Genomic DNA, 16,743 nt, shown 5'->3' on the forward strand with positions numbered 1-16,743 from the left:
CCTTTTCATTGGTGAAATACAAAATCAGTTTATCAATCAAAAATTCCAAATGCAATTTCCATCACTTTACCCCCATCGATAATTGTCGAATATTGCCGAGGAAATAATAAAAACTCCTTGTTCACTTTTGGATGGCCGGTATTTTTATTTTCACTGTGAATTCTTGGTCTTTGTAGATAAAGTCTAAAAATCCTTGACAGGCTTTCACCGTGTCATGAATCATTTTAGTTCCCAGTCCTTGATGTTCCCCGCCTTTAGTGGTTTTTCCGTAGCTGTGGAACAACTCATCCAGGATGGCGGTTGGGATGGGAAGGCTGTTATTTTTACAGATTAACAGATACAAGCCGCTTCTTTTATAAAATTGCAGGGTAATCACGGCCTGCTCTTTCCGCTCCTTTTGCCACTCCTCACAAGCTTCAATACTGTTCGACAAAAGGTTCCCAAATAAGCCAACCATCTGCTGATCGGATACAGGCAATGACGACAGCGGCAGATCAAAATCGTAAACCATCTCAATCCCAGCTGCCTTAGCTCGCTTATACATTTGATGGAGAACGCCCGCCACACTTCCCCGCTCTCCCTTGATGGACAGGTTGGTTTCTTCGTAGTCATCGACCAAATCGTCCAAATAGGCTTTTGCCTCTGCCGCGTCTCCTTTTTCAAGCATGAAATGAACAGCGCTCACATGCTTCAAGAAATCATGCCGCTCACTGCGGACAACACGGAAGGTTTCATTTAACTGGGTTGCCTGCTCCTCCATTTGTTTTACCGATAACTGCAAAGAAGCCAACTTTCCGGCGACCATCACCCTAATAACTTCAATCACGATAAAAACGATAAACGGTACGAGATTTACCCATAAGGGCTTCATCGGTATGTATAGTAAAAGCAATAATAACTGCAACCCCCACAACAGACTATTCCACCTAAACCCTAACACGGGTAAATGGAGAATGATTATTCGATAAGAATAGAAAAGGAATGCCAGACCTCCCACATAGAAAGGTATTTTCCACGGCAGGGCCTGGATATGGATGCTCCCCAGCACCACTACCATGAACCAATATAAAATCGACTTCAAGATCTTCCCGCCTTTAAAAATAATTTTCTTGTAAAAAGTCCACTTTTTCCTTTGTAATCATCGCTTGTTCTTCAATCCCCTCAAAAGTAACAATATAGGAATTTTTTGCGTACAGGGAAAAGTTCTTTACATAATGAATGTTAATAATAAACGAACGATGCGAACGGATAAAATCACGTTCTCGCAGCTCTCCTTCTAATTCATTAAGAGTTTGATACGTTTTAATCGAACCCGACTTGGTATAAATCGTGGATGAACGACCGGATCTTTCGATAAAAATAATATCCTTCTTCTGAATAATATGGATATCGTTTTTCTGTTTTAAATATAGCCGCCCGGCAATCTCGGCCGACTTTGATTTTTCCTTCAGCCGCTCAATTGAATGAATCAACCGGTCTTTTGTATAAGGCTTCATGATGTAATCATGAACATTCAACTCAAAGGCATGAACGGCATAACCGCTGTTTCCGGTCACAAAAATCACAGATATATTGAGAGCATGTGAATGGATAATATCCGCCAGCTCGTAGCCCGATAAATTCGGCATCTCAATATCGGCTATCAGCAAATCAACACTTTCTTTCTTAATCTGCTCATACGCCTCTTCCGCCGAAGTGGTGGAAAAGACAATCTCTAAATCTGGTATTGCCGCAATAATTCCCGTTAATTTATCCAGATCAATAACCCGGTCATCAACCAGACCTACCTTCATAAGTACCCGCTCCAAATCGTAATCTTGCTTTATTTTACCATCTTTATTGAAAGATATGGCATTTTCGCGACATAAAACGAACAATTCGCGACATAACTGCAGATTTCAACAAAGTTTCTTTGTATGATAAACACAGATAAACGAACAGAAGAGGTGGAAAAAACATGATTGAAATTCAGGGAGTCACGAAACAATTTAAAGATAAAAACAAATATGTAACGGCATTAAAGCATGTATCTTTTTCGGTTAAGGAGGGGCAAGTGGTCGGATTGCTAGGTGAAAATGGCGCCGGGAAAACAACCTTGCTCCGGACAATCGCAACATTGCTTACACCTACAGATGGTGAGGTCTCAGTCGCCGGTTATGATACGATTAAAAACCCAAATGAAGTCAAGAAGCGAATCGGGGTCCTATTCGGTGGCGAAACAGGATTATACGACCGCCTAACAGCCCGTGAAAACCTCGAATATTTTTCCGGACTATACGGCTTAAGCAAGCATGAGACCAAGGTACGGATTGACGACTTATCAAAAATGTTTGGAATGAGAGATTACTTGAACCGCAAAGTCTCTGGGTTCTCAAAAGGGATGCGCCAAAAAGTAGCCATTGCCAGGACGTTGATTCATAATCCGGACATAATTTTGTTTGATGAACCGACTACAGGGCTTGATATTACCTCCTCCAATGTGTTTCGCCAGCTTGTTCATCAGCTGAAGCGCGAGGGAAAGACAATCATTTTTTCCAGCCATATCATGGAGGAAGTGTCGATGCTATGTGATTCTGTTGCGTTGATGCACAAGGGAGAGCTTGTCTATCAAGGGGATCTTGAGACCTTGTATAAATCAGAAGGAAGCCGCGATTTGAACTATATTTTCATGAGTAAACTTGTAAGGGGGAACGAACACTATGCTTCTTAAAATCTATTTAAAGGAAATAAAAGATTGCTTCCGCGACCGCAGGACACTGCTGCTGACCGTACTTTTGCCAGTAATTATGATGACTGGATTAACTTTCTTTTATGAAAAAATGGTTTCTGACGGAGAAGGAGAATCCTATAAACTTGCGGTGAATGAAGGTGCTGCTGCCGAGGTAGAAACTATTTTTGCAGGACTAAAGAATATTAAAATCGTTAAAACGGCCAATCCGGAGAAAGAGCTAGAAAAAGGCCAGGTGCAAGCGGCACTTTTACTTGACGATAATTTAGATGCTAAAATCTCGGGCGGACAAAAAGTCGATGTGTCGATTGTCGGAGATTCTTTCAGCCAGAAATCGTCCAATTTAATGGCAATCGTCCAGAACGCTTTTGCCAATTATGAAAAGTCGATTATTTCCGAGAGATTACAGACGAACGGAACAGACCCGCAATTAGTCGAACCATTTAACATTGTTCAAAAAGAGCTTTCCGGTGATAACAATAATGCCAGCCTGCTGGCAATGCTGATTCCGTTAATTATGGCAATTGCGATTGGGGTTGGTGCCAGCCCAGCGGCTGCCGATCTGTTTGCCGGCGAAAAAGAGAAAAAGACGATGGAAGCGCTATTGATGACACCTGTCAATCGCTCGACATTATTAATGGCAAAATGGTTGACCATTACTACTGTCGGTGCGGTTACAGGTATTATCACGCTGCTAGTCGTCGCCCTTGAGATTACATTCCTGACGGAAAATCTTAAAAAATCCATTTCTTTTGGCGACAACGCCTCCCTCATTGTCGCGATTGCGGTTCTTATCTCGATTGTTTATGCCATGTTTACTGCCTCGCTCCTGATGGTGACGAGCGTGATTGGCAAGACTGTCAAAGAAGCGCAAAGCTATAGTACACCGGTAATGATGCTGGCCATGTTTCCAGCGATGATTCTTTCAAGTGTCGGAATTAATGAACTTTCTTTTCAGCATTTTGCAATTCCAATCATGAATTTATTCAGCCTGTTAAAAGAATTAGTCTTTGGCGTTGTCGATTACGAGCACATCCTAATCACCATCGCTAGCAACCTGATTACCATGATGATCCTCTTCATCATCGGTAGAATTCTATTCATGAAAGACAAATGGGTGATGAACTAGGGGAAAGCAAAGGACGGCCCACTAATGCGTGGTCGTCCTTTTTATTTTTGGGCCTTTACTTTTTACTTCTTCCAAAATCTTCATTTCCCTTCTAAAATAAAAGGTATAATATCCCAACAGAGGTGCCTTCATGTCCATCAATATCTACCAAATCCACGTTCAAACAGATCAACTCGAAAAGGTAAATGATTTTTTAAATGACTGGCTGAAAGATTCGCATCGAGTACAGCCTGTCATCTATTCCAGCCAGAATTCACATTTTCCGTTTTTCCAAAAAGAACAGCCTTCACTTTTCGCAGTAAGTCCCATGCATGAGAATTGGATTACAATTCGCCATGATTCGTACGAACCGCCCTTTGAGCTTGCAGAAAAGCTGTCAAGTGCTCTTGACTGCACTGTTATTCAGGCGATGGGACAGAGTACAGTAGATACCTATTATTTAAGTGTCCATCAAGCTGGCAAGATGATTCGAAAAATTCATTGTGGTGAAGACACGATCGGAACGGAATACGAAGGCGAGCCCTTCCCTTTTGAAAAAATCAATCCTGATGAACACTACTTTTATTATGAAGAAATGGATGATTTCTGCCAGCACTTCGGATTTGATGTTTTAATCGACCCATCGGAAAACGATGGGGATTGGACCATTATCAAAATAAAGGAAAAGCCAATTGAAAGGAATGGGTTATTTTCGAAATTATTTCGAAAACACTAATCGTCCCCACCCTGTTCATTCTCCCCATAAATACCCGCAGCAGGCAGCAAGTATGCAGGTTAGGTACATGGCGGTACCGTATAGGAAGAAGCGGATGTGTTTATTACCGCGGTTTAGTCGCAGCAGTTCATAATTAAAAGTGGAGAAGGTGGTGAATGAAGCCAAGAAACCTATGGTGAGAAAGCTTAGTTGTTCGTTCGTAAAATTATTTCTTCCATAAATAAATCCTGCAGCGAGGGACCCCAGGACATTAATTATAAAAGTGGCGGTTGGAATCGAAAGGATTGTCCACTTTGAGAAAAGATTACTCAGATAATAGCGAGATATGGCTCCACAGAAACCACCCGCTCCAATAATTAGAAGAAATTTCATCATAGGTTAGCGGGTTCCTTTCTCCATTTTATTTGCCACAGCATGTCCGAGCGAAACAAACAAATAACCGCCAATAATCGTCAGCAGCAGGTAAATGGAACTAGTTTTCAAACCCCAATCGAGAAAAAGTTCCAAAACTTTCACACTAAAAGTAGAAAAGGTAGTAAACGAACCCAAGAAGCCGGCTACAAATCCAGTTCGAATCAAAGGAGAAATACTCTCAACCTTTAACGATAAAAAAAAGCCAATCATAAAACAGCCTAATAGATTGGCAAACAGGATTCCCGAGGAAGGAGGAAGATTGGAATTCAAAAGCATCTGGTCAATAAAATACCGTGACAACGTACCAAGTATTCCTCCCATACCTACTACAATATATACCATTATCATCACTTCTTTTTTCTACTACTATATTCCCTTTTTAAAAATAATTGCTTACAAATTTCAGTTCGATAAAAAGTTTATCCGCTAATCTCGGTCAATATTAAACCATTCCTCTTCCCATTCATCTTCTTCCCACTCACTGCACCATTGATAATTTCTTTTTGCAAAGGTTAGAATATAATTTCGTAACATTTGATGACGAACAAGCTTTTGCTCATCTGTTAGCGCCCCAGCCCAGGCATACGTTTCAATCAATTCATAATAATCCTGATAAATACGGTTATAAATTTGATCGAGGTGTTTCTTTTGTTCTTCTGTATACTGAATAGGCCTTGTACAGTCTAAATCATCATCCAAATTCTCTGGTTTTAGCTCTTGTTCCTCTACTTTTTTCTTTTGCTGTTTTTTTGCAGCCGCTTTTTTTTCGCTTATGATAGTGGCTTTTTCTTTAACTTCATCGCTGTCTGTAAAGGCCTTGGTCAAGGTTTCGGGAACTTCAGCAAAGCTAATTCCTTTAGGTACCATGTAGAAAAGAAACAAGAATAATATGAATCCCATTTTTTTCATCATCGGTTTTCTCCTTGTTTACAAATATGTAAAGTTGCATATCAAATGACATGCAACTTTTTCCCATCATTTAATCATCGTAGCGATCATCATCCTGGCCATCATCATCATCATCATGGCCATCTTCATCATGGTCATCATCGTGTCCACCGTCATCGCCATCCCGAGACCCTTCTCGTTCTACCTCCAGTACTTTACCGGTATTGGCGTCTATTTCCACCTCGTATGTACCGTCAGAGCTTTTGACAATAACCTCGTATTGTTTCCTTCCATCATCTTCTTCCAACTTAACTGAGACTACCGTCCCTTTCACCTTACCCAAAGCAATTTCTTTTGCTTGTTTCTCTGAGATTTGGGAATTTTGCATTAGTTGCTCAGCCTTGGCAAGTCCCCCTTGTAAGTAGGCACTAAACCCGAAAGGAATCAGAAAGGCCAGCATACAGATTACCTTTTTCAAACATTATCACTCCTTTTAGTTTTTTATATTTTGTACCATAAAAGTTATCTTATTCACGGCTCTTTTTCTCCCCAAAAAAATCTTGGTAATAAAGAGACAAACTGGGACAAAGCCGTTACATTACAGGTATCTATTGAACAATATGAAGTATGAAAGCCTTTCGAACAGGGGGGAAAAGGGGATGGGATAAGCAGATTTTTCAATCCAAAGAAAATAAAAGAATGGTATCAGAACAAAAGATTTCATCCAGTTGGACAAATGGAAGAAGAATATATTCGTTGGGGACTTGGAATTGAGGTTCCATTTTTTTTAAGCGACAAATTTTCCGTTGAAAATAACTCCGTTGCCATTGTCGGGTCACAAATCACTCATGACTCTTCGTGGGCCATTAAATATTCTATTGTAAAAATAAGCAGACTGGGGACGATGGTTAATTACTTTAACAGCGTTATCATACACGGGGATCAAATCGATGAAGAATTCCATCATATTTTTCATCTCGCTAACGGAGCCGATTATCAGTTATTAATTTCCAACGATTACCATTATCATTCCACTGGAAGGGTTCGACTCATTCAAAATTAGTAGGGAAACAACCTATATTTGAAAGTCTATTTGATTTGCCCACTACCTCTGGACGACTCCGGCATACCTTAAACTAATCGAACAAGGAGTTGAAAAGGAATGTTTAGTTTAACCAGCTTTGAAATTAGTCATTTTCTATTAGCAATGGGATGTTTGCTTGCTATGGCCCACTTATTAGGGTATCTAGCTGAACGGATTTATATTCCTCGCGTCATTGGAGAAGTGGCTGCGGGTTTAGTTCTAGGGCCAACGCTGCTGGGACACTTATTCCCTGATGTATTTAAATGGCTGTTTCTTGGATTCGAGACTGAACACAAGTTATTTGGACTTTTATACCAATTGGGCTTATTAATGTTAATGTTCTGTTCGGGTCTGAAGTTTCAAACTAAATTTAACCGGGATGATATAAAGATGACATCAGCTTTAGTAATTGGTGCCACAATTCCTGCTTTTATTGTCGGTTGGTTTGCCGCTGATGTCTTTAATATTTCCCCCTATCTGGGAACAGCTAATAATCCTTTAGCGATGAAAATAGTCATAGCCATTTCTATCGCAATCACTTCAATACCAGTAATATCCAAAATTTTCAATGATCTCGGGATTATGCATACAAGATTTGCAAAAATTGTCATCGCTTGTGCAGGAATTCATGATATTCTGCTCTGGGTTGCGCTAGGTTTTGCCACTGCCATTGCCAGTAATGGAGCTGGTTTTTCCTCAGGCATAGCCTTAAAAAGTATCGGAGTATCGTTCGGATTTATTGTAGGGACCTTTATTGTCGGGTATTTTCTATTTAAACACTTAACCATTATTAAGCAAAATATATTATTTCGCTCCTCTAACTTAGGATATTTTTTGTTTATTATGTTTATTCTTGCCTCTTTAGCAGGCAATCTTCATGTCGAAACGATTTTTGGAGCGCTTATTGCAGGAATTATTGCCAAAGTGGCTTTACCAAAAGCGGTATCTGAGCGTCTCGAGCAAGGGGTCAGCAATATTTCCTTTTCTTGGTTTATCCCAATCTATTTTGCAACAGTAGGATTGCAATTAGACCTCGTCCGGCACTTCAACCCCCTATTCTTCCTTGCCTACTTCCTGTTTGCTACCTTGACGCAGACACTGGCCGTTTACCTCACCTCCCGTGCCATGAAACAGGATACATTGACCAGTTTCAATTTGGGAGTGGCGATTAATGACCGCGGTGGTCCCGGAATTGTTCTTTCCTCTGTTGCCTATGCAGCAGGAATTATTAATCAAGAATTTTTCGCCATCCTTGTTATGTTAGCACTGATCACTTCCTGGATCCCGGGAACATGGCTTCGGTTCGTCGTAAACAAAGGATGGAGACTAATGCCCGGAGACGAAAACCTTATTCCCCAACCACGGTCAGACGGAAAAATCAAATCCTTCAACAAATCGGTGTAGATACATTCGGGACGGTTCTTGTGTCTCATACTTTGAGACACAAGAACCGTCCCGTGTTTTACTCAAGTAAATAAGCCTTCAATTTACTAATATTTCGATCTGTTAGTCCGATTGCTTCTTTAAGATAGGAATCCATGCTTCCGTATCCCTTTTCCACTTCATCGTAAAAGGCATGCAGGTATTCGAGTCGGGCCTCAAACATGGCGTCAAGCACGGCCTGGTCCACCGGCTTGCGGTTGTAAGACTCGAGTCCTGCAAAATGTGCCTTCATTCGGTCTAATGTGCTGTTTGTATATAAATAGTCCTCCTCAATGACATCGCGTGAAACCCCAAGTGCACTGAGAATGAGCGTTGCCACAGCCCCTGTCCGGTCCTTCCCGGCCATGCAATGGAACAGCATGGGTGCCTGCGGTTCCTCCAGTAAAATCTCAAATACCTTGCGAAATGTCCCCGGATAGCTCACCATTTTTCGGTTCAAGTAAATCAATAACTCCCCGGGTTCGTTTAAGTTAGGGCTATTTTCCCCCAGATCGCCAACTTGACTTACGACATTTCTATCAGGATTGACTGGGATGTGATTCCATCTGGTATCAGTAAAAATCGGATCCGGATAACGCCCAATCTCATCCTCCCTGCGAAGGTCACAGATATTTTTAATGCCGAGCCGGACGATAAGCTCCATGTCCTTTTCAGTCAATTTGCTTAAATTCCCCGAACGAAAAAGCTGACCTCTTTTCACACTGTACCCCTCAGGTGTTTGATAGCCCCCTAAGTCACGGAAGTTGAAACTTCCTTCCAAAATAATTTCACGATTGATACGATCCATGAATGCTTCCCCCCCTTAACCAGCATTTCTTTTTAAAAATAATTATACCGTTTATGGCTAAACATTGCCTAATTATACTGTAAGAATGTTACTTTCCCACCATATTATAGGCTATAGGTACAAAATGATTGACCGGGGAGCCTGCATTCTCCATGATAATAATAGAGGTGGTTTATTGTGCTGGATTTATTTATCAGATCAGACAAGCAAAAAGATTGGCTGCAAAAATTACGGAAACTAGAAGCAAAGTATAAAAATAGGGCTGCGGAAATTGACGAGTTGGCCATTTTCCCAAAGGAAAATATTCAAGAATTGGTCGATATGGGATATCCTAGTGTGACTCTCCCTGCAAATTTCGGCGGTGAAGGCCTCAAAGTCTATGACATGGTCATGCTTCAGGAAACACTGGCTAGCTTTGACGGCAGCACAGCGCTTTCAATTGGCTGGAACCTGGGGGTAGTTGGGGAAATATTTGAAACTAAATCATGGACCGTGAAGCAGTTAAACTTTTTTGCAAAAGAAATCCTAAATGGCGCCCTGGTGAATCGTGCCGCGAGCGAAGCGCAAACAGGCAGTCCTACAAGAGGCGGGCGGCCAGGGACAAACGCTGTCAGGAAGAATGGCGCATGGGTACTGACGGGCCGAAAAACATTCACTACCATGTCCCCTGTGCTAACCTACTTTCTAACGTCGGCGTGGATTGAGGAGGAGAAAATGCAGGGGCACTTTCTGCTTCATAAAGACTTAGAAGGACTATCGATTGAAGAAACATGGGATGTCATTTCGATGAGGGGCACAGGAAGCCATGACCTTGTTCTTGATGGGGTGACCGTCGATGATTCCATGCTTGTGGAACGCCTCGATGGGCCAAGAGGAGGAAAAGTCAACGGCTGGATTCTACATATCCCTGCGTGTTACCTTGGCATCGCCCAGGCTGCCCGCGATTACGCCGTCCATTTTTCCAACCATCATGCACCGAACAGCCTGAACGGGCCTATCAGCCAATTGCCAAATGTGCAGCAGCTGCTAGGAGAAATTGATCTAGAATTGATTCGGGCCCGACATCTCATCTATAGTGTCGCTGCAGCCTATGATGATGAATCCCGCCGGGGTCTTATCGAAAACGAACTTGGCGTCGTCAAGCATACCGTCACGAACTCGGCAATTAACATTGTTGATAAGGCGATGCGGATTGTTGGGGCAAAAAGTCTGCAGCGTTCGAATCCACTGCAGCGTTATTACCGCGATGCCCGCGCCGGCCTCCACAACCCGCCAATGGATGATATGACGATTAAAAAACTGGCATTATCGGCTATTGAAAAAGATATGGCAAAAAAGAGCTGAATTTTCAGCTCTTTTTTTGCGGACCTTAAAGTTTCCTATTCAACTAATCTCGCACTTTTTAACTTAGGCATCATCAATTTCATAAAGACATTTAACAAGGGGCCGAAAAGGATCATGGCGATAACCGTTCCTTCCCTAACCGTAATGCTTTCATTGAATAAAAATGAAACTGCGAGGGCAATGGCAATCGATAAAACGTCGACAAATTGTCTGATGAACCCAAAATTCTTATTAATCTTTTTTGAGATGATCATACAAACAGATTCCAACGGAAATGTAACCAAATTAATCGCCATAATAACAGATATAGACGCCGCACAAATGATGACCGATAAAATTAAGAGCAGAACATTCATCCAATAGCTATCAATGGTGAACTTGGAATAAACATCATAAATCATGAAATTCACGACGAATCCCAACAGGACCGCCACAAATATTTGAACAATATGGTTAATCTTGAATTCCTTTTTAAGGAGAATTAATTGAAGCAGGACGCAGCTAATGTTCATAATCATGGAAAAAGTCCCGACCTTCATATCAATGACCCCGGATACACTTAAACTTAAAGCATCCCACGCCCCGACACCAACAGCTGCTTTTATGCCTAAACTCGCGCCTATGCCTGTAAGCATCATGCTAATTGCCACAATGAGAAATTTTTGAATAGACTTGAACATTCCATCATGCTCCTTTTTGCGATAAAAACTCTAATGTAATAATATAAAATCAATGACGACATTAAAATACTTTACGCAAAAGTTAGAAAGCGTTTCTAATATTTCAGGGGATTTCAATAGAAATACTGAAAAACCTTTTTAAAAAGGGGCTTGGACGGATTATGATCATTTCGAATAAACTAGAATCGCTGGACACTTTATCCAAATCGGAAGAGATACTGGCGAAATATATTCTGAGTGAAAAGGAAAATATCGAAAAACTGTCGACGATCGACCTGGCAAACGCGACGTATACATCGCCTTCCACAGTGGTCCGCTTGTCCAAAAAGCTTGGTTTTAGCGGGTGGAATGAATTGAAGGAAAAATATCTTGAGGAACTGCATTACTTAAATCGACACTTTACCGAGATTGACCCGAATTATCCTTTCGAAGCGCAGGATTCTTTTTTGACGATTGCCTCCAAAATCGGGCATTTGGCAACAGAAACCATTCAAGATACCATTTCTCTTTTAAAAAATGATGATTTAAAAAAAGCAGTGGACCTCTTGGATAAGGCGCGGGTCATCAACGTATACGGGATTAGCAATTCGCTCCTGATGGCTTATGATTTTAGAAATAAAATGCTTAGAATTAATCGCCGGGTTGAAATGATGGACCTGCCGGCAGACCAGATTTATGTGGCTTCTAATTCTTCACCAACTGACACGGCCATACTAATTTCCTATTCTGGTGAATCGTCAGAAGTTTTAAGAATTGCTGAGATTCTGCGGACAAACAAAACACCAATCATCGCCATTACCAGTATCGGGGAAAATAGTCTGAAGGAATTTGCAGATTGTACGCTTTCCATATCAACCCGAGAAAAGCTGTTTTCAAAAATTGCGAGCTATTCGACGAACAATTCCATCCATTTGGTTCTGGATATACTCTATTCGTGTTTATTTAAGTTGAACTATAAAGAAAATCTGGAATATAAAACAAACATTTCGAAGAAGATTGACGATCGGACATCGCATATTACGTTACTGCGGGAAAGATAAAGCCAAGTTAGGTTGTGCTAACTTGGCTTCCGGGACGCAGATAGGGTCTACGCTACCATTAGCCCCCTTTCTAACCGCATGGGCATGTGGACAACAATCCCCTACTCAATCAAACTCTCAGCAATTTTCAGCACATCCTCTTCCGGTATGTTATATGCTTTAAGGTTGAAGGTAGTATTTTTATGAAAAAACTGTACATCTATGACAAACGGATATTCCGGATTTTCGCTCTCCAACTTCGTTTGCGATAACCACCCATTCACTCCACCAATACTCACCTGTTTCCCAGTTGACTCTAAATTTGTATCCGTTCCGGGATTCTCCGTAATCGTTAACTGTTTTCGGTCCAGTGCGCCGCTCTCAGCTTTCTCATTCCATGAATTTTCCTTGCCGTTTTCGGGTGTGACTAACCCGGAGGCATGTTCCATTCCGGCAGGCAACCATTTTGGCAGGATGAATTCAAAACTCGATGTTTGATGATTTTCGTCCAATCTGTCCATTTTCAACTGTTGGCTTCCCGTGAGGGGAACCAAACTGGTTGGAGCATCACTTGTTGATATCTTTTCATCCAGCTTTGCTTCCGGTTCAGATTTTTCCAAATGATCCTTTACCAAGGTACCTAAGGTAAAGACAAATATTAGGCAAACCAAACTTGTTAATACCTTCGGAAAAAGCATTTTAGGGTTACCGGGTCTTTTCGAGGGCTTTTGGATTTCCTCTCTAATCCTCTTTTTGTGAAATTCGGTAAAATGCTTCCCTTTCAGAGTAGTTTCATTTAATGTTTCTCTTAGATTAGTAAGTTCGTTTTCAATCTTCATCAAAATCCCTCCTCATTATACTTCGAAGCTTTTCCCGTCCTCTATTTAATCTCACTCTGACTGTAGACGCTGTGATGGATAGTAACTGACTTATTTCTTTTGTCGAAAAACTTTGATAGTAAAATAGGATGATCACCTCCCGATATTTCAATGGCAGTTTAAGCACTGCCTCGGCTAGTTCCATGCCAGATTCGTTGTTCAGTATGGTTGACTCTGCCGACTTTTCCGTATGGGTTTTAAAATCAAAAAAATTGCCCAAGACAACCTTTTTCATGGTTGCGCTTCTTAAAACATCTTTGCACGTATTGGTAAGAATCTTATAAATCCAGGTTTTAATGGAAGCGTCACCGCGAAAGGTATGTAAGTTTTTATATAATTTTATAAACGATTCCTGGACCGCATCCTCCGCTAAACTCCAATCCTTTAGATAAAGATAAGCCGTTCTGGTTAACTCCTCGCCATAATCAGACATCAGTTCTTCAAGCAAGTCATTTGGATTTAACTGATGATTCCATTCATTCCGTGTTAGTTGCATTGATGTCACCCCCAGTTCCTTTGCAACTCTGAACATACTTAAGACGGGTATCAAGAAATAATTGTTACAAAATTTTTTTCTAGCCCACAAAAGAAAACATAATAGCAAATAACAAAATAAAAAAATTGTAAAAAATTTGCAACCATTTTAGCCATCCGTCCGTCTAATTTTTAGGTCTAAGAATGGATTCTCCCCAGAAAGGAAAATGAATCGAATGCTAATTTATTTATTTAAGAGGAAACGGTTCCTCATCAGCTTTTTGTTTTTATCCACACTGGTCATTGCCAGTATGTTAAATACAGTTTTAAACGATGGGAAAATCCGGCAAACCATGGTACAAACAGATGACCAAGGTAGAATCCTAGATAAACCGCCGTATCGACCCTTTACGGAGTACATCCTTGGTTCTGATCGGTATGGGTATGATTTAGTCCATTTATTAGTTGAAGGAGCGAAATGGACAATCGGGATTGTCCTCATTGTCGCTTTATTACGGATGATTTTGTCGATTATCATTAGTTCGTTTGCTTTTTCATTAAAACCGGCAATTTTCAATAGTATGAAAAGTATTTTCGAGCCCTTTTCCGTCGTTCCGCAAACGATTATTGCCTATTTTATCTTGTTTAGTGTTTTATGGAGACCGGGTGATGGGTTTCATACATCCTTTTGGGAACGAGCGACTTTTGAAACGATTGTACTCGTATTACTTGCAGTGCCAAATTTAACGATCCATCTTGCTAATGAAATGAAAATTGTAGAAAGGGAATCTTTTATTGAGGTAGCTAAAACCCTTGGTGCCGGTAAAGCCCGAATCTTTTTTAGACACATCGTTCCACATGTCTATGAAAAATGGATCTTATTATTTGGGCAGCAGTTTATCCAGTCTTTAACGCTTCTCGCCCATCTGGGATTTATGAGTCTTTTCTTCGGCGGTACCATCCCCCCTAGCGATGATGGGACACCTCCGCGTTCCGTTTCCTATGAATGGTCGGGGGTCATAGGCGGAGATATCAGCTACCTTTATTCATACCCATGGATTGTCTTGGTTCCAATCGGCTTCTTTATCGCAACCTCTATTAGCGTCGCATTGATCAATGAATCTGTAAAATCGTATTTTCAAAGCGAAGACAGACTGCGGCTTCGGTCGATGAAGGCCGCAAAGCACGATGAATCTGTAAAAATAAAGATTCCTGCAAGCTAAAAGAAAACACGTAAAAACCCAGCTGCAATATTAGGCTGGGTTTTGTTTATAATTTGTTTATCCTTAGCTGCTGTATTTTTACTTGGATTAGGAACGTTCATGGAGATAATATATACAATGGCAAAACCAAAGCAAAAAATTGTAAAAGCGACTAGCGTTTTATAAAAAAATAAGAAGAAAAACTTCAAGGGTAGGCTCCTCGAAGTTTTTTTGATGTAAATCGGTGTTCCCTTTCCAACTGTCATTCTAAATAAACAATGCCATCCTTCCCATCTACCGTCACCAAATCCCCATCCTTCAACAGTGTAGTTGCCACCTTTGTTCCAACAACAGCAGGCAGCCTGTATTCCCTAGCGATGATACTGGCATGCGCCAGGATTCCGCCGGCATCGGTAATGAGGGCACCGGCTATCGGAAATAGAACTGTCCATGAGGGTGCAGTTGTTTTGCACACGAGAATATCTCCTTTATTTAGCTTTGAAAAATCCTCTTGCCCGGTAATGACCTTCACCTTTCCCGAATAAATACCCGCAGAAGCAGCATTTCCTTTGAATGATTTCGCCTTTTCCCCGGGAACGTTAGGTAGCAATCCAAATATTCGTTCAATCACCGGATCCGCTGGCAGGTTGGACTGGGTGCCGAAGAATGGCTCCGGCTTTCTCTTCTTATATTCTTTCATTCTATTTTTATTCTGCCCGACTAACTCATGAAGAGCCTTAGGTTCCTGTAAAACCTCCAACAAATCGTCTAAAAAAAGGTAAAAAATATCTTCTTCGGCTGTTATGACCCGATACCTTACTAAGGTACGGCCTACATTTTTAAGGAAGTAGCGGGATTTTGCAGCAATCATCGCATCGATATAAAAATGATGATCTTCATCTACACCCCAACAGGATAAAGCCCAGTTATACAATGTTTTAAAACGGTCGGTCAGTTCACTATCAGGCAGAAGTTTAAATAGTGCCCCGACCTTTTCCTGGCGTTCAGCAACCAGCTGCTGGAATTCCAAGTCAAAATGGTAATCTTTTAAAACGTATTTCTTAATGATGGATAAAGCATAAGCAGGATTTTCAAACCAGGTTTCTTCTGCGAATTCATGGGTGGCCGACTTACGATGACCATATATACTTAAGAAATCCATCAGTTCCTCTAGAAACTCCCTTCCCTCTCCTGTTTGTTCCAGTGTTTTGAAAGAGTCCAAAGAATTCGTAAGTGAAGAGCTGAGAAATTCAGAAGCTTTTACCTGATTGGCCAATAGCCATAACCCGCGGTCTGTTTCCAGAGACATATTCATTACTCCCTGGAGCAAATCGTAGACCTCCTTGGTATCCCCCTTTCCTGTCACCTGTCCATATGCTTCCTCCAAGACTACGGCCAAAGCCGTTCTTGGGATCGTGATTTCAAAGTGGCACTCCCAAGCCTTTAAATAGAAGTCTTGCAATTCTTTCACATTTTCCAAGGCCTGATTCAACGATAATTCTCCGATAGAACGTTCAGATAATAATCGATAGAACGGCATATAAAACTCGTTCACTTTGCTCTCCAAATATGACTTGACCCGAGGAAAATATTCCTCCATTTTGTTCTGATGCTTGATGATTCTTTCTTCAAATGGTTCCGGATGTGGAGGCATCGCCTGATAATAATAGCCATGATCTAACTTGACAAGGAATTGAGAGATAGGCATTTTCATATTTTCAAATGCTCGTTTGGTTCCTATAGAAACGGCGGGTAAAAGAAAAGACGCATATAAAGGCGTTAGCGGCCCGGAGAAGTGGGTATCATCAAGCATCCAAAATTCCTGCTGTTTGTCGTTTTCACTTAGGAACAAGTTTTGTTTCCAATCAGAGAAAGGAATTGCCTTGGACATAAATTGAGCACTCCTTATAATTTAATAAATCTATATTACTTGAAATCATCCCGCTCATCTATCCGGT

20 protein-coding genes are annotated in these 16,743 nt (G+C 41.1%); 8 read left to right on the forward strand and 12 right to left on the reverse strand.

Annotated features, from left to right (window positions below; genetic code table 11):
* Nucleotides 1–121: 121 nt before the first annotated feature.
* Both AR334_RS04330 and AR334_RS04335 read right to left on the reverse strand, forming a co-directional pair.
* Nucleotides 122–1,081, reverse strand: a complete 960-nt coding sequence (locus AR334_RS04330; RefSeq protein WP_253701181.1) for a sensor histidine kinase — start codon at nucleotides 1,079–1,081, stop codon at nucleotides 122–124.
* A gap of 13 nt (nucleotides 1,082–1,094) precedes the next feature.
* Entirely contained in the window at nucleotides 1,095–1,793 is a 699-nt protein-coding gene (locus AR334_RS04335; protein WP_066305562.1) for a LytTR family DNA-binding domain-containing protein, read from the reverse strand.
* A 164-nt stretch (nucleotides 1,794–1,957) separates the two neighbouring features.
* Here AR334_RS04335 and AR334_RS04340 point away from each other — a divergent pair, with 164 nt between their 5' ends.
* From AR334_RS04340 to AR334_RS04350, 3 genes are all read left to right on the forward strand, one after another.
* Nucleotides 1,958–2,710, forward strand: coding sequence for an ATP-binding cassette domain-containing protein (locus tag AR334_RS04340; RefSeq protein WP_066305565.1), 753 nt, complete (start codon nucleotides 1,958–1,960; stop codon nucleotides 2,708–2,710).
* Nucleotides 2,700–3,857, forward strand: a complete 1,158-nt coding sequence (locus AR334_RS04345) for an ABC transporter permease (RefSeq protein WP_066305567.1) — start codon at nucleotides 2,700–2,702, stop codon at nucleotides 3,855–3,857. The genes AR334_RS04340 and AR334_RS04345 overlap by 11 nt, the downstream gene beginning before the upstream one ends.
* Nucleotides 3,858–3,987: 130 nt before the next feature.
* Complete coding sequence (locus AR334_RS04350; RefSeq protein ID WP_066305569.1) at nucleotides 3,988–4,572, forward strand: hypothetical protein; 585 nt, start codon at nucleotides 3,988–3,990, stop codon at nucleotides 4,570–4,572.
* A 15-nt stretch (nucleotides 4,573–4,587) separates the two neighbouring features.
* On the opposite strand, the gene AR334_RS04355 is transcribed toward AR334_RS04350, so the two are convergent.
* From AR334_RS04355 to AR334_RS04370, 4 genes are all read right to left on the reverse strand, one after another.
* Nucleotides 4,588–4,947: a CrcB family protein gene (locus tag AR334_RS04355; RefSeq protein WP_066305571.1), complete on the reverse strand. Its 360-nt coding sequence runs from the start codon at nucleotides 4,945–4,947 to the stop codon at nucleotides 4,588–4,590.
* Nucleotides 4,948–4,950: 3 nt separating this feature from the next.
* Nucleotides 4,951–5,328, reverse strand: a complete 378-nt coding sequence (locus AR334_RS04360) for a CrcB family protein (RefSeq protein ID WP_172799153.1) — start codon at nucleotides 5,326–5,328, stop codon at nucleotides 4,951–4,953.
* An 84-nt stretch (nucleotides 5,329–5,412) separates the two neighbouring features.
* Nucleotides 5,413–5,898, reverse strand: coding sequence for a hypothetical protein (locus tag AR334_RS30110; protein ID WP_066305576.1), 486 nt, complete (start codon nucleotides 5,896–5,898; stop codon nucleotides 5,413–5,415).
* A gap of 67 nt (nucleotides 5,899–5,965) precedes the next feature.
* Complete coding sequence (locus tag AR334_RS04370; protein ID WP_066305581.1) at nucleotides 5,966–6,352, reverse strand: PepSY domain-containing protein; 387 nt, start codon at nucleotides 6,350–6,352, stop codon at nucleotides 5,966–5,968.
* A gap of 258 nt (nucleotides 6,353–6,610) precedes the next feature.
* On the opposite strand from AR334_RS04370, the gene AR334_RS04375 reads away from it, so the two are divergent.
* Together AR334_RS04375 and AR334_RS04380 are read left to right on the forward strand one after the other, a co-directional pair.
* Nucleotides 6,611–6,937, forward strand: a complete 327-nt coding sequence (locus AR334_RS04375) for a hypothetical protein (protein ID WP_066305587.1) — start codon at nucleotides 6,611–6,613, stop codon at nucleotides 6,935–6,937.
* A gap of 99 nt (nucleotides 6,938–7,036) precedes the next feature.
* Nucleotides 7,037–8,362: a cation:proton antiporter gene (locus AR334_RS04380; RefSeq protein ID WP_066305591.1), complete on the forward strand. Its 1,326-nt coding sequence runs from the start codon at nucleotides 7,037–7,039 to the stop codon at nucleotides 8,360–8,362.
* A gap of 58 nt (nucleotides 8,363–8,420) precedes the next feature.
* Here AR334_RS04380 and AR334_RS04385 read toward each other — a convergent pair whose 3' ends face one another.
* On the reverse strand, nucleotides 8,421–9,188 hold the full coding sequence (locus AR334_RS04385) for a tyrosine-protein phosphatase (protein WP_066305597.1): 768 nt from the start codon (nucleotides 9,186–9,188) through the stop codon (nucleotides 8,421–8,423).
* Nucleotides 9,189–9,365: 177 nt separating this feature from the next.
* Here AR334_RS04385 and AR334_RS04390 point away from each other — a divergent pair, with 177 nt between their 5' ends.
* The gene (locus tag AR334_RS04390) at nucleotides 9,366–10,532 is read left to right on the forward strand and encodes an acyl-CoA dehydrogenase family protein (protein WP_066305603.1); all 1,167 of its coding nucleotides are present in this window, start codon (nucleotides 9,366–9,368) and stop codon (nucleotides 10,530–10,532) included.
* Between the two features lie 35 nt (nucleotides 10,533–10,567).
* On the opposite strand, the gene AR334_RS04395 is transcribed toward AR334_RS04390, so the two are convergent.
* Complete coding sequence (locus tag AR334_RS04395) at nucleotides 10,568–11,212, reverse strand: YitT family protein (RefSeq protein ID WP_066305607.1); 645 nt, start codon at nucleotides 11,210–11,212, stop codon at nucleotides 10,568–10,570.
* Nucleotides 11,213–11,373: 161 nt separating this feature from the next.
* Here AR334_RS04395 and AR334_RS04400 point away from each other — a divergent pair, with 161 nt between their 5' ends.
* Complete coding sequence (locus AR334_RS04400; RefSeq protein ID WP_066305612.1) at nucleotides 11,374–12,252, forward strand: MurR/RpiR family transcriptional regulator; 879 nt, start codon at nucleotides 11,374–11,376, stop codon at nucleotides 12,250–12,252.
* 101 nt (nucleotides 12,253–12,353) lie between these two features.
* Here AR334_RS04400 and AR334_RS04405 read toward each other — a convergent pair whose 3' ends face one another.
* Both AR334_RS04405 and AR334_RS04410 read right to left on the reverse strand, forming a co-directional pair.
* Nucleotides 12,354–13,070 carry a DUF4367 domain-containing protein gene (locus tag AR334_RS04405; RefSeq protein ID WP_066305616.1) on the reverse strand — a complete coding sequence of 239 codons (717 nt, stop codon included), beginning with the start codon at nucleotides 13,068–13,070 and terminating at the stop codon, nucleotides 12,354–12,356.
* Nucleotides 13,060–13,605, reverse strand: coding sequence for a sigma-70 family RNA polymerase sigma factor (locus AR334_RS04410; RefSeq protein ID WP_066305624.1), 546 nt, complete (start codon nucleotides 13,603–13,605; stop codon nucleotides 13,060–13,062). The genes AR334_RS04405 and AR334_RS04410 overlap by 11 nt, the downstream gene beginning before the upstream one ends.
* A gap of 214 nt (nucleotides 13,606–13,819) precedes the next feature.
* On the opposite strand from AR334_RS04410, the gene AR334_RS04415 reads away from it, so the two are divergent.
* Nucleotides 13,820–14,806 (forward strand): ABC transporter permease subunit, encoded by a 987-nt coding sequence (locus AR334_RS04415; protein ID WP_066305633.1) that lies wholly within the window; start codon nucleotides 13,820–13,822, stop codon nucleotides 14,804–14,806.
* Here AR334_RS04415 and AR334_RS04420 read toward each other — a convergent pair.
* Both AR334_RS04420 and AR334_RS04425 read right to left on the reverse strand, forming a co-directional pair.
* Nucleotides 14,803–14,994, reverse strand: coding sequence for a hypothetical protein (locus AR334_RS04420; RefSeq protein ID WP_172799154.1), 192 nt, complete (start codon nucleotides 14,992–14,994; stop codon nucleotides 14,803–14,805). The genes AR334_RS04415 and AR334_RS04420 overlap by 4 nt on opposite strands.
* Before the next feature lie 53 nt (nucleotides 14,995–15,047).
* Nucleotides 15,048–16,676 (reverse strand): PEP-utilizing enzyme, encoded by a 1,629-nt coding sequence (locus AR334_RS04425; RefSeq protein ID WP_066305638.1) that lies wholly within the window; start codon nucleotides 16,674–16,676, stop codon nucleotides 15,048–15,050.
* Nucleotides 16,677–16,743 lie beyond the last annotated feature (67 nt).

The organism is Bacillus sp. FJAT-29814 (genome assembly GCF_001510715.1).
Lineage (GTDB): Bacteria > Bacillota > Bacilli > Bacillales > Cytobacillaceae > Neobacillus.

Excerpts from the sequence above, each read along its gene's own strand:
- AR334_RS04335 (WP_066305562.1), bottom strand. The coding sequence starts at position 1,793 with ATGAAGGTAGGTCTGGTTGATGACCGGGTTATTGATCTGGATAAATTA.
- AR334_RS04340 (WP_066305565.1), top strand. The coding sequence starts at position 1,958 with ATGATTGAAATTCAGGGAGTCACGAAACAATTTAAAGATAAAAACAAA.
- AR334_RS04345 (WP_066305567.1), top strand. The coding sequence starts at position 2,700 with ATGCTTCTTAAAATCTATTTAAAGGAAATAAAAGATTGCTTCCGCGAC.
- AR334_RS04350 (WP_066305569.1), top strand. The coding sequence starts at position 3,988 with ATGTCCATCAATATCTACCAAATCCACGTTCAAACAGATCAACTCGAA.
- AR334_RS04355 (WP_066305571.1), bottom strand. The coding sequence starts at position 4,947 with ATGATGAAATTTCTTCTAATTATTGGAGCGGGTGGTTTCTGTGGAGCC.
- AR334_RS04360 (WP_172799153.1), bottom strand. The coding sequence starts at position 5,328 with ATGGTATATATTGTAGTAGGTATGGGAGGAATACTTGGTACGTTGTCA.
- AR334_RS30110 (WP_066305576.1), bottom strand. The coding sequence starts at position 5,898 with ATGATGAAAAAAATGGGATTCATATTATTCTTGTTTCTTTTCTACATG.
- AR334_RS04375 (WP_066305587.1), top strand. The coding sequence starts at position 6,611 with ATGGAAGAAGAATATATTCGTTGGGGACTTGGAATTGAGGTTCCATTT.
- AR334_RS04380 (WP_066305591.1), top strand. The coding sequence starts at position 7,037 with ATGTTTAGTTTAACCAGCTTTGAAATTAGTCATTTTCTATTAGCAATG.
- AR334_RS04385 (WP_066305597.1), bottom strand. The coding sequence starts at position 9,188 with ATGGATCGTATCAATCGTGAAATTATTTTGGAAGGAAGTTTCAACTTC.
- AR334_RS04395 (WP_066305607.1), bottom strand. The coding sequence starts at position 11,212 with ATGTTCAAGTCTATTCAAAAATTTCTCATTGTGGCAATTAGCATGATG.
- AR334_RS04400 (WP_066305612.1), top strand. The coding sequence starts at position 11,374 with ATGATCATTTCGAATAAACTAGAATCGCTGGACACTTTATCCAAATCG.
- AR334_RS04405 (WP_066305616.1), bottom strand. The coding sequence starts at position 13,070 with ATGAAGATTGAAAACGAACTTACTAATCTAAGAGAAACATTAAATGAA.
- AR334_RS04410 (WP_066305624.1), bottom strand. The coding sequence starts at position 13,605 with ATGCAACTAACACGGAATGAATGGAATCATCAGTTAAATCCAAATGAC.
- AR334_RS04415 (WP_066305633.1), top strand. The coding sequence starts at position 13,820 with ATGCTAATTTATTTATTTAAGAGGAAACGGTTCCTCATCAGCTTTTTG.
- AR334_RS04425 (WP_066305638.1), bottom strand. The coding sequence starts at position 16,676 with ATGTCCAAGGCAATTCCTTTCTCTGATTGGAAACAAAACTTGTTCCTA.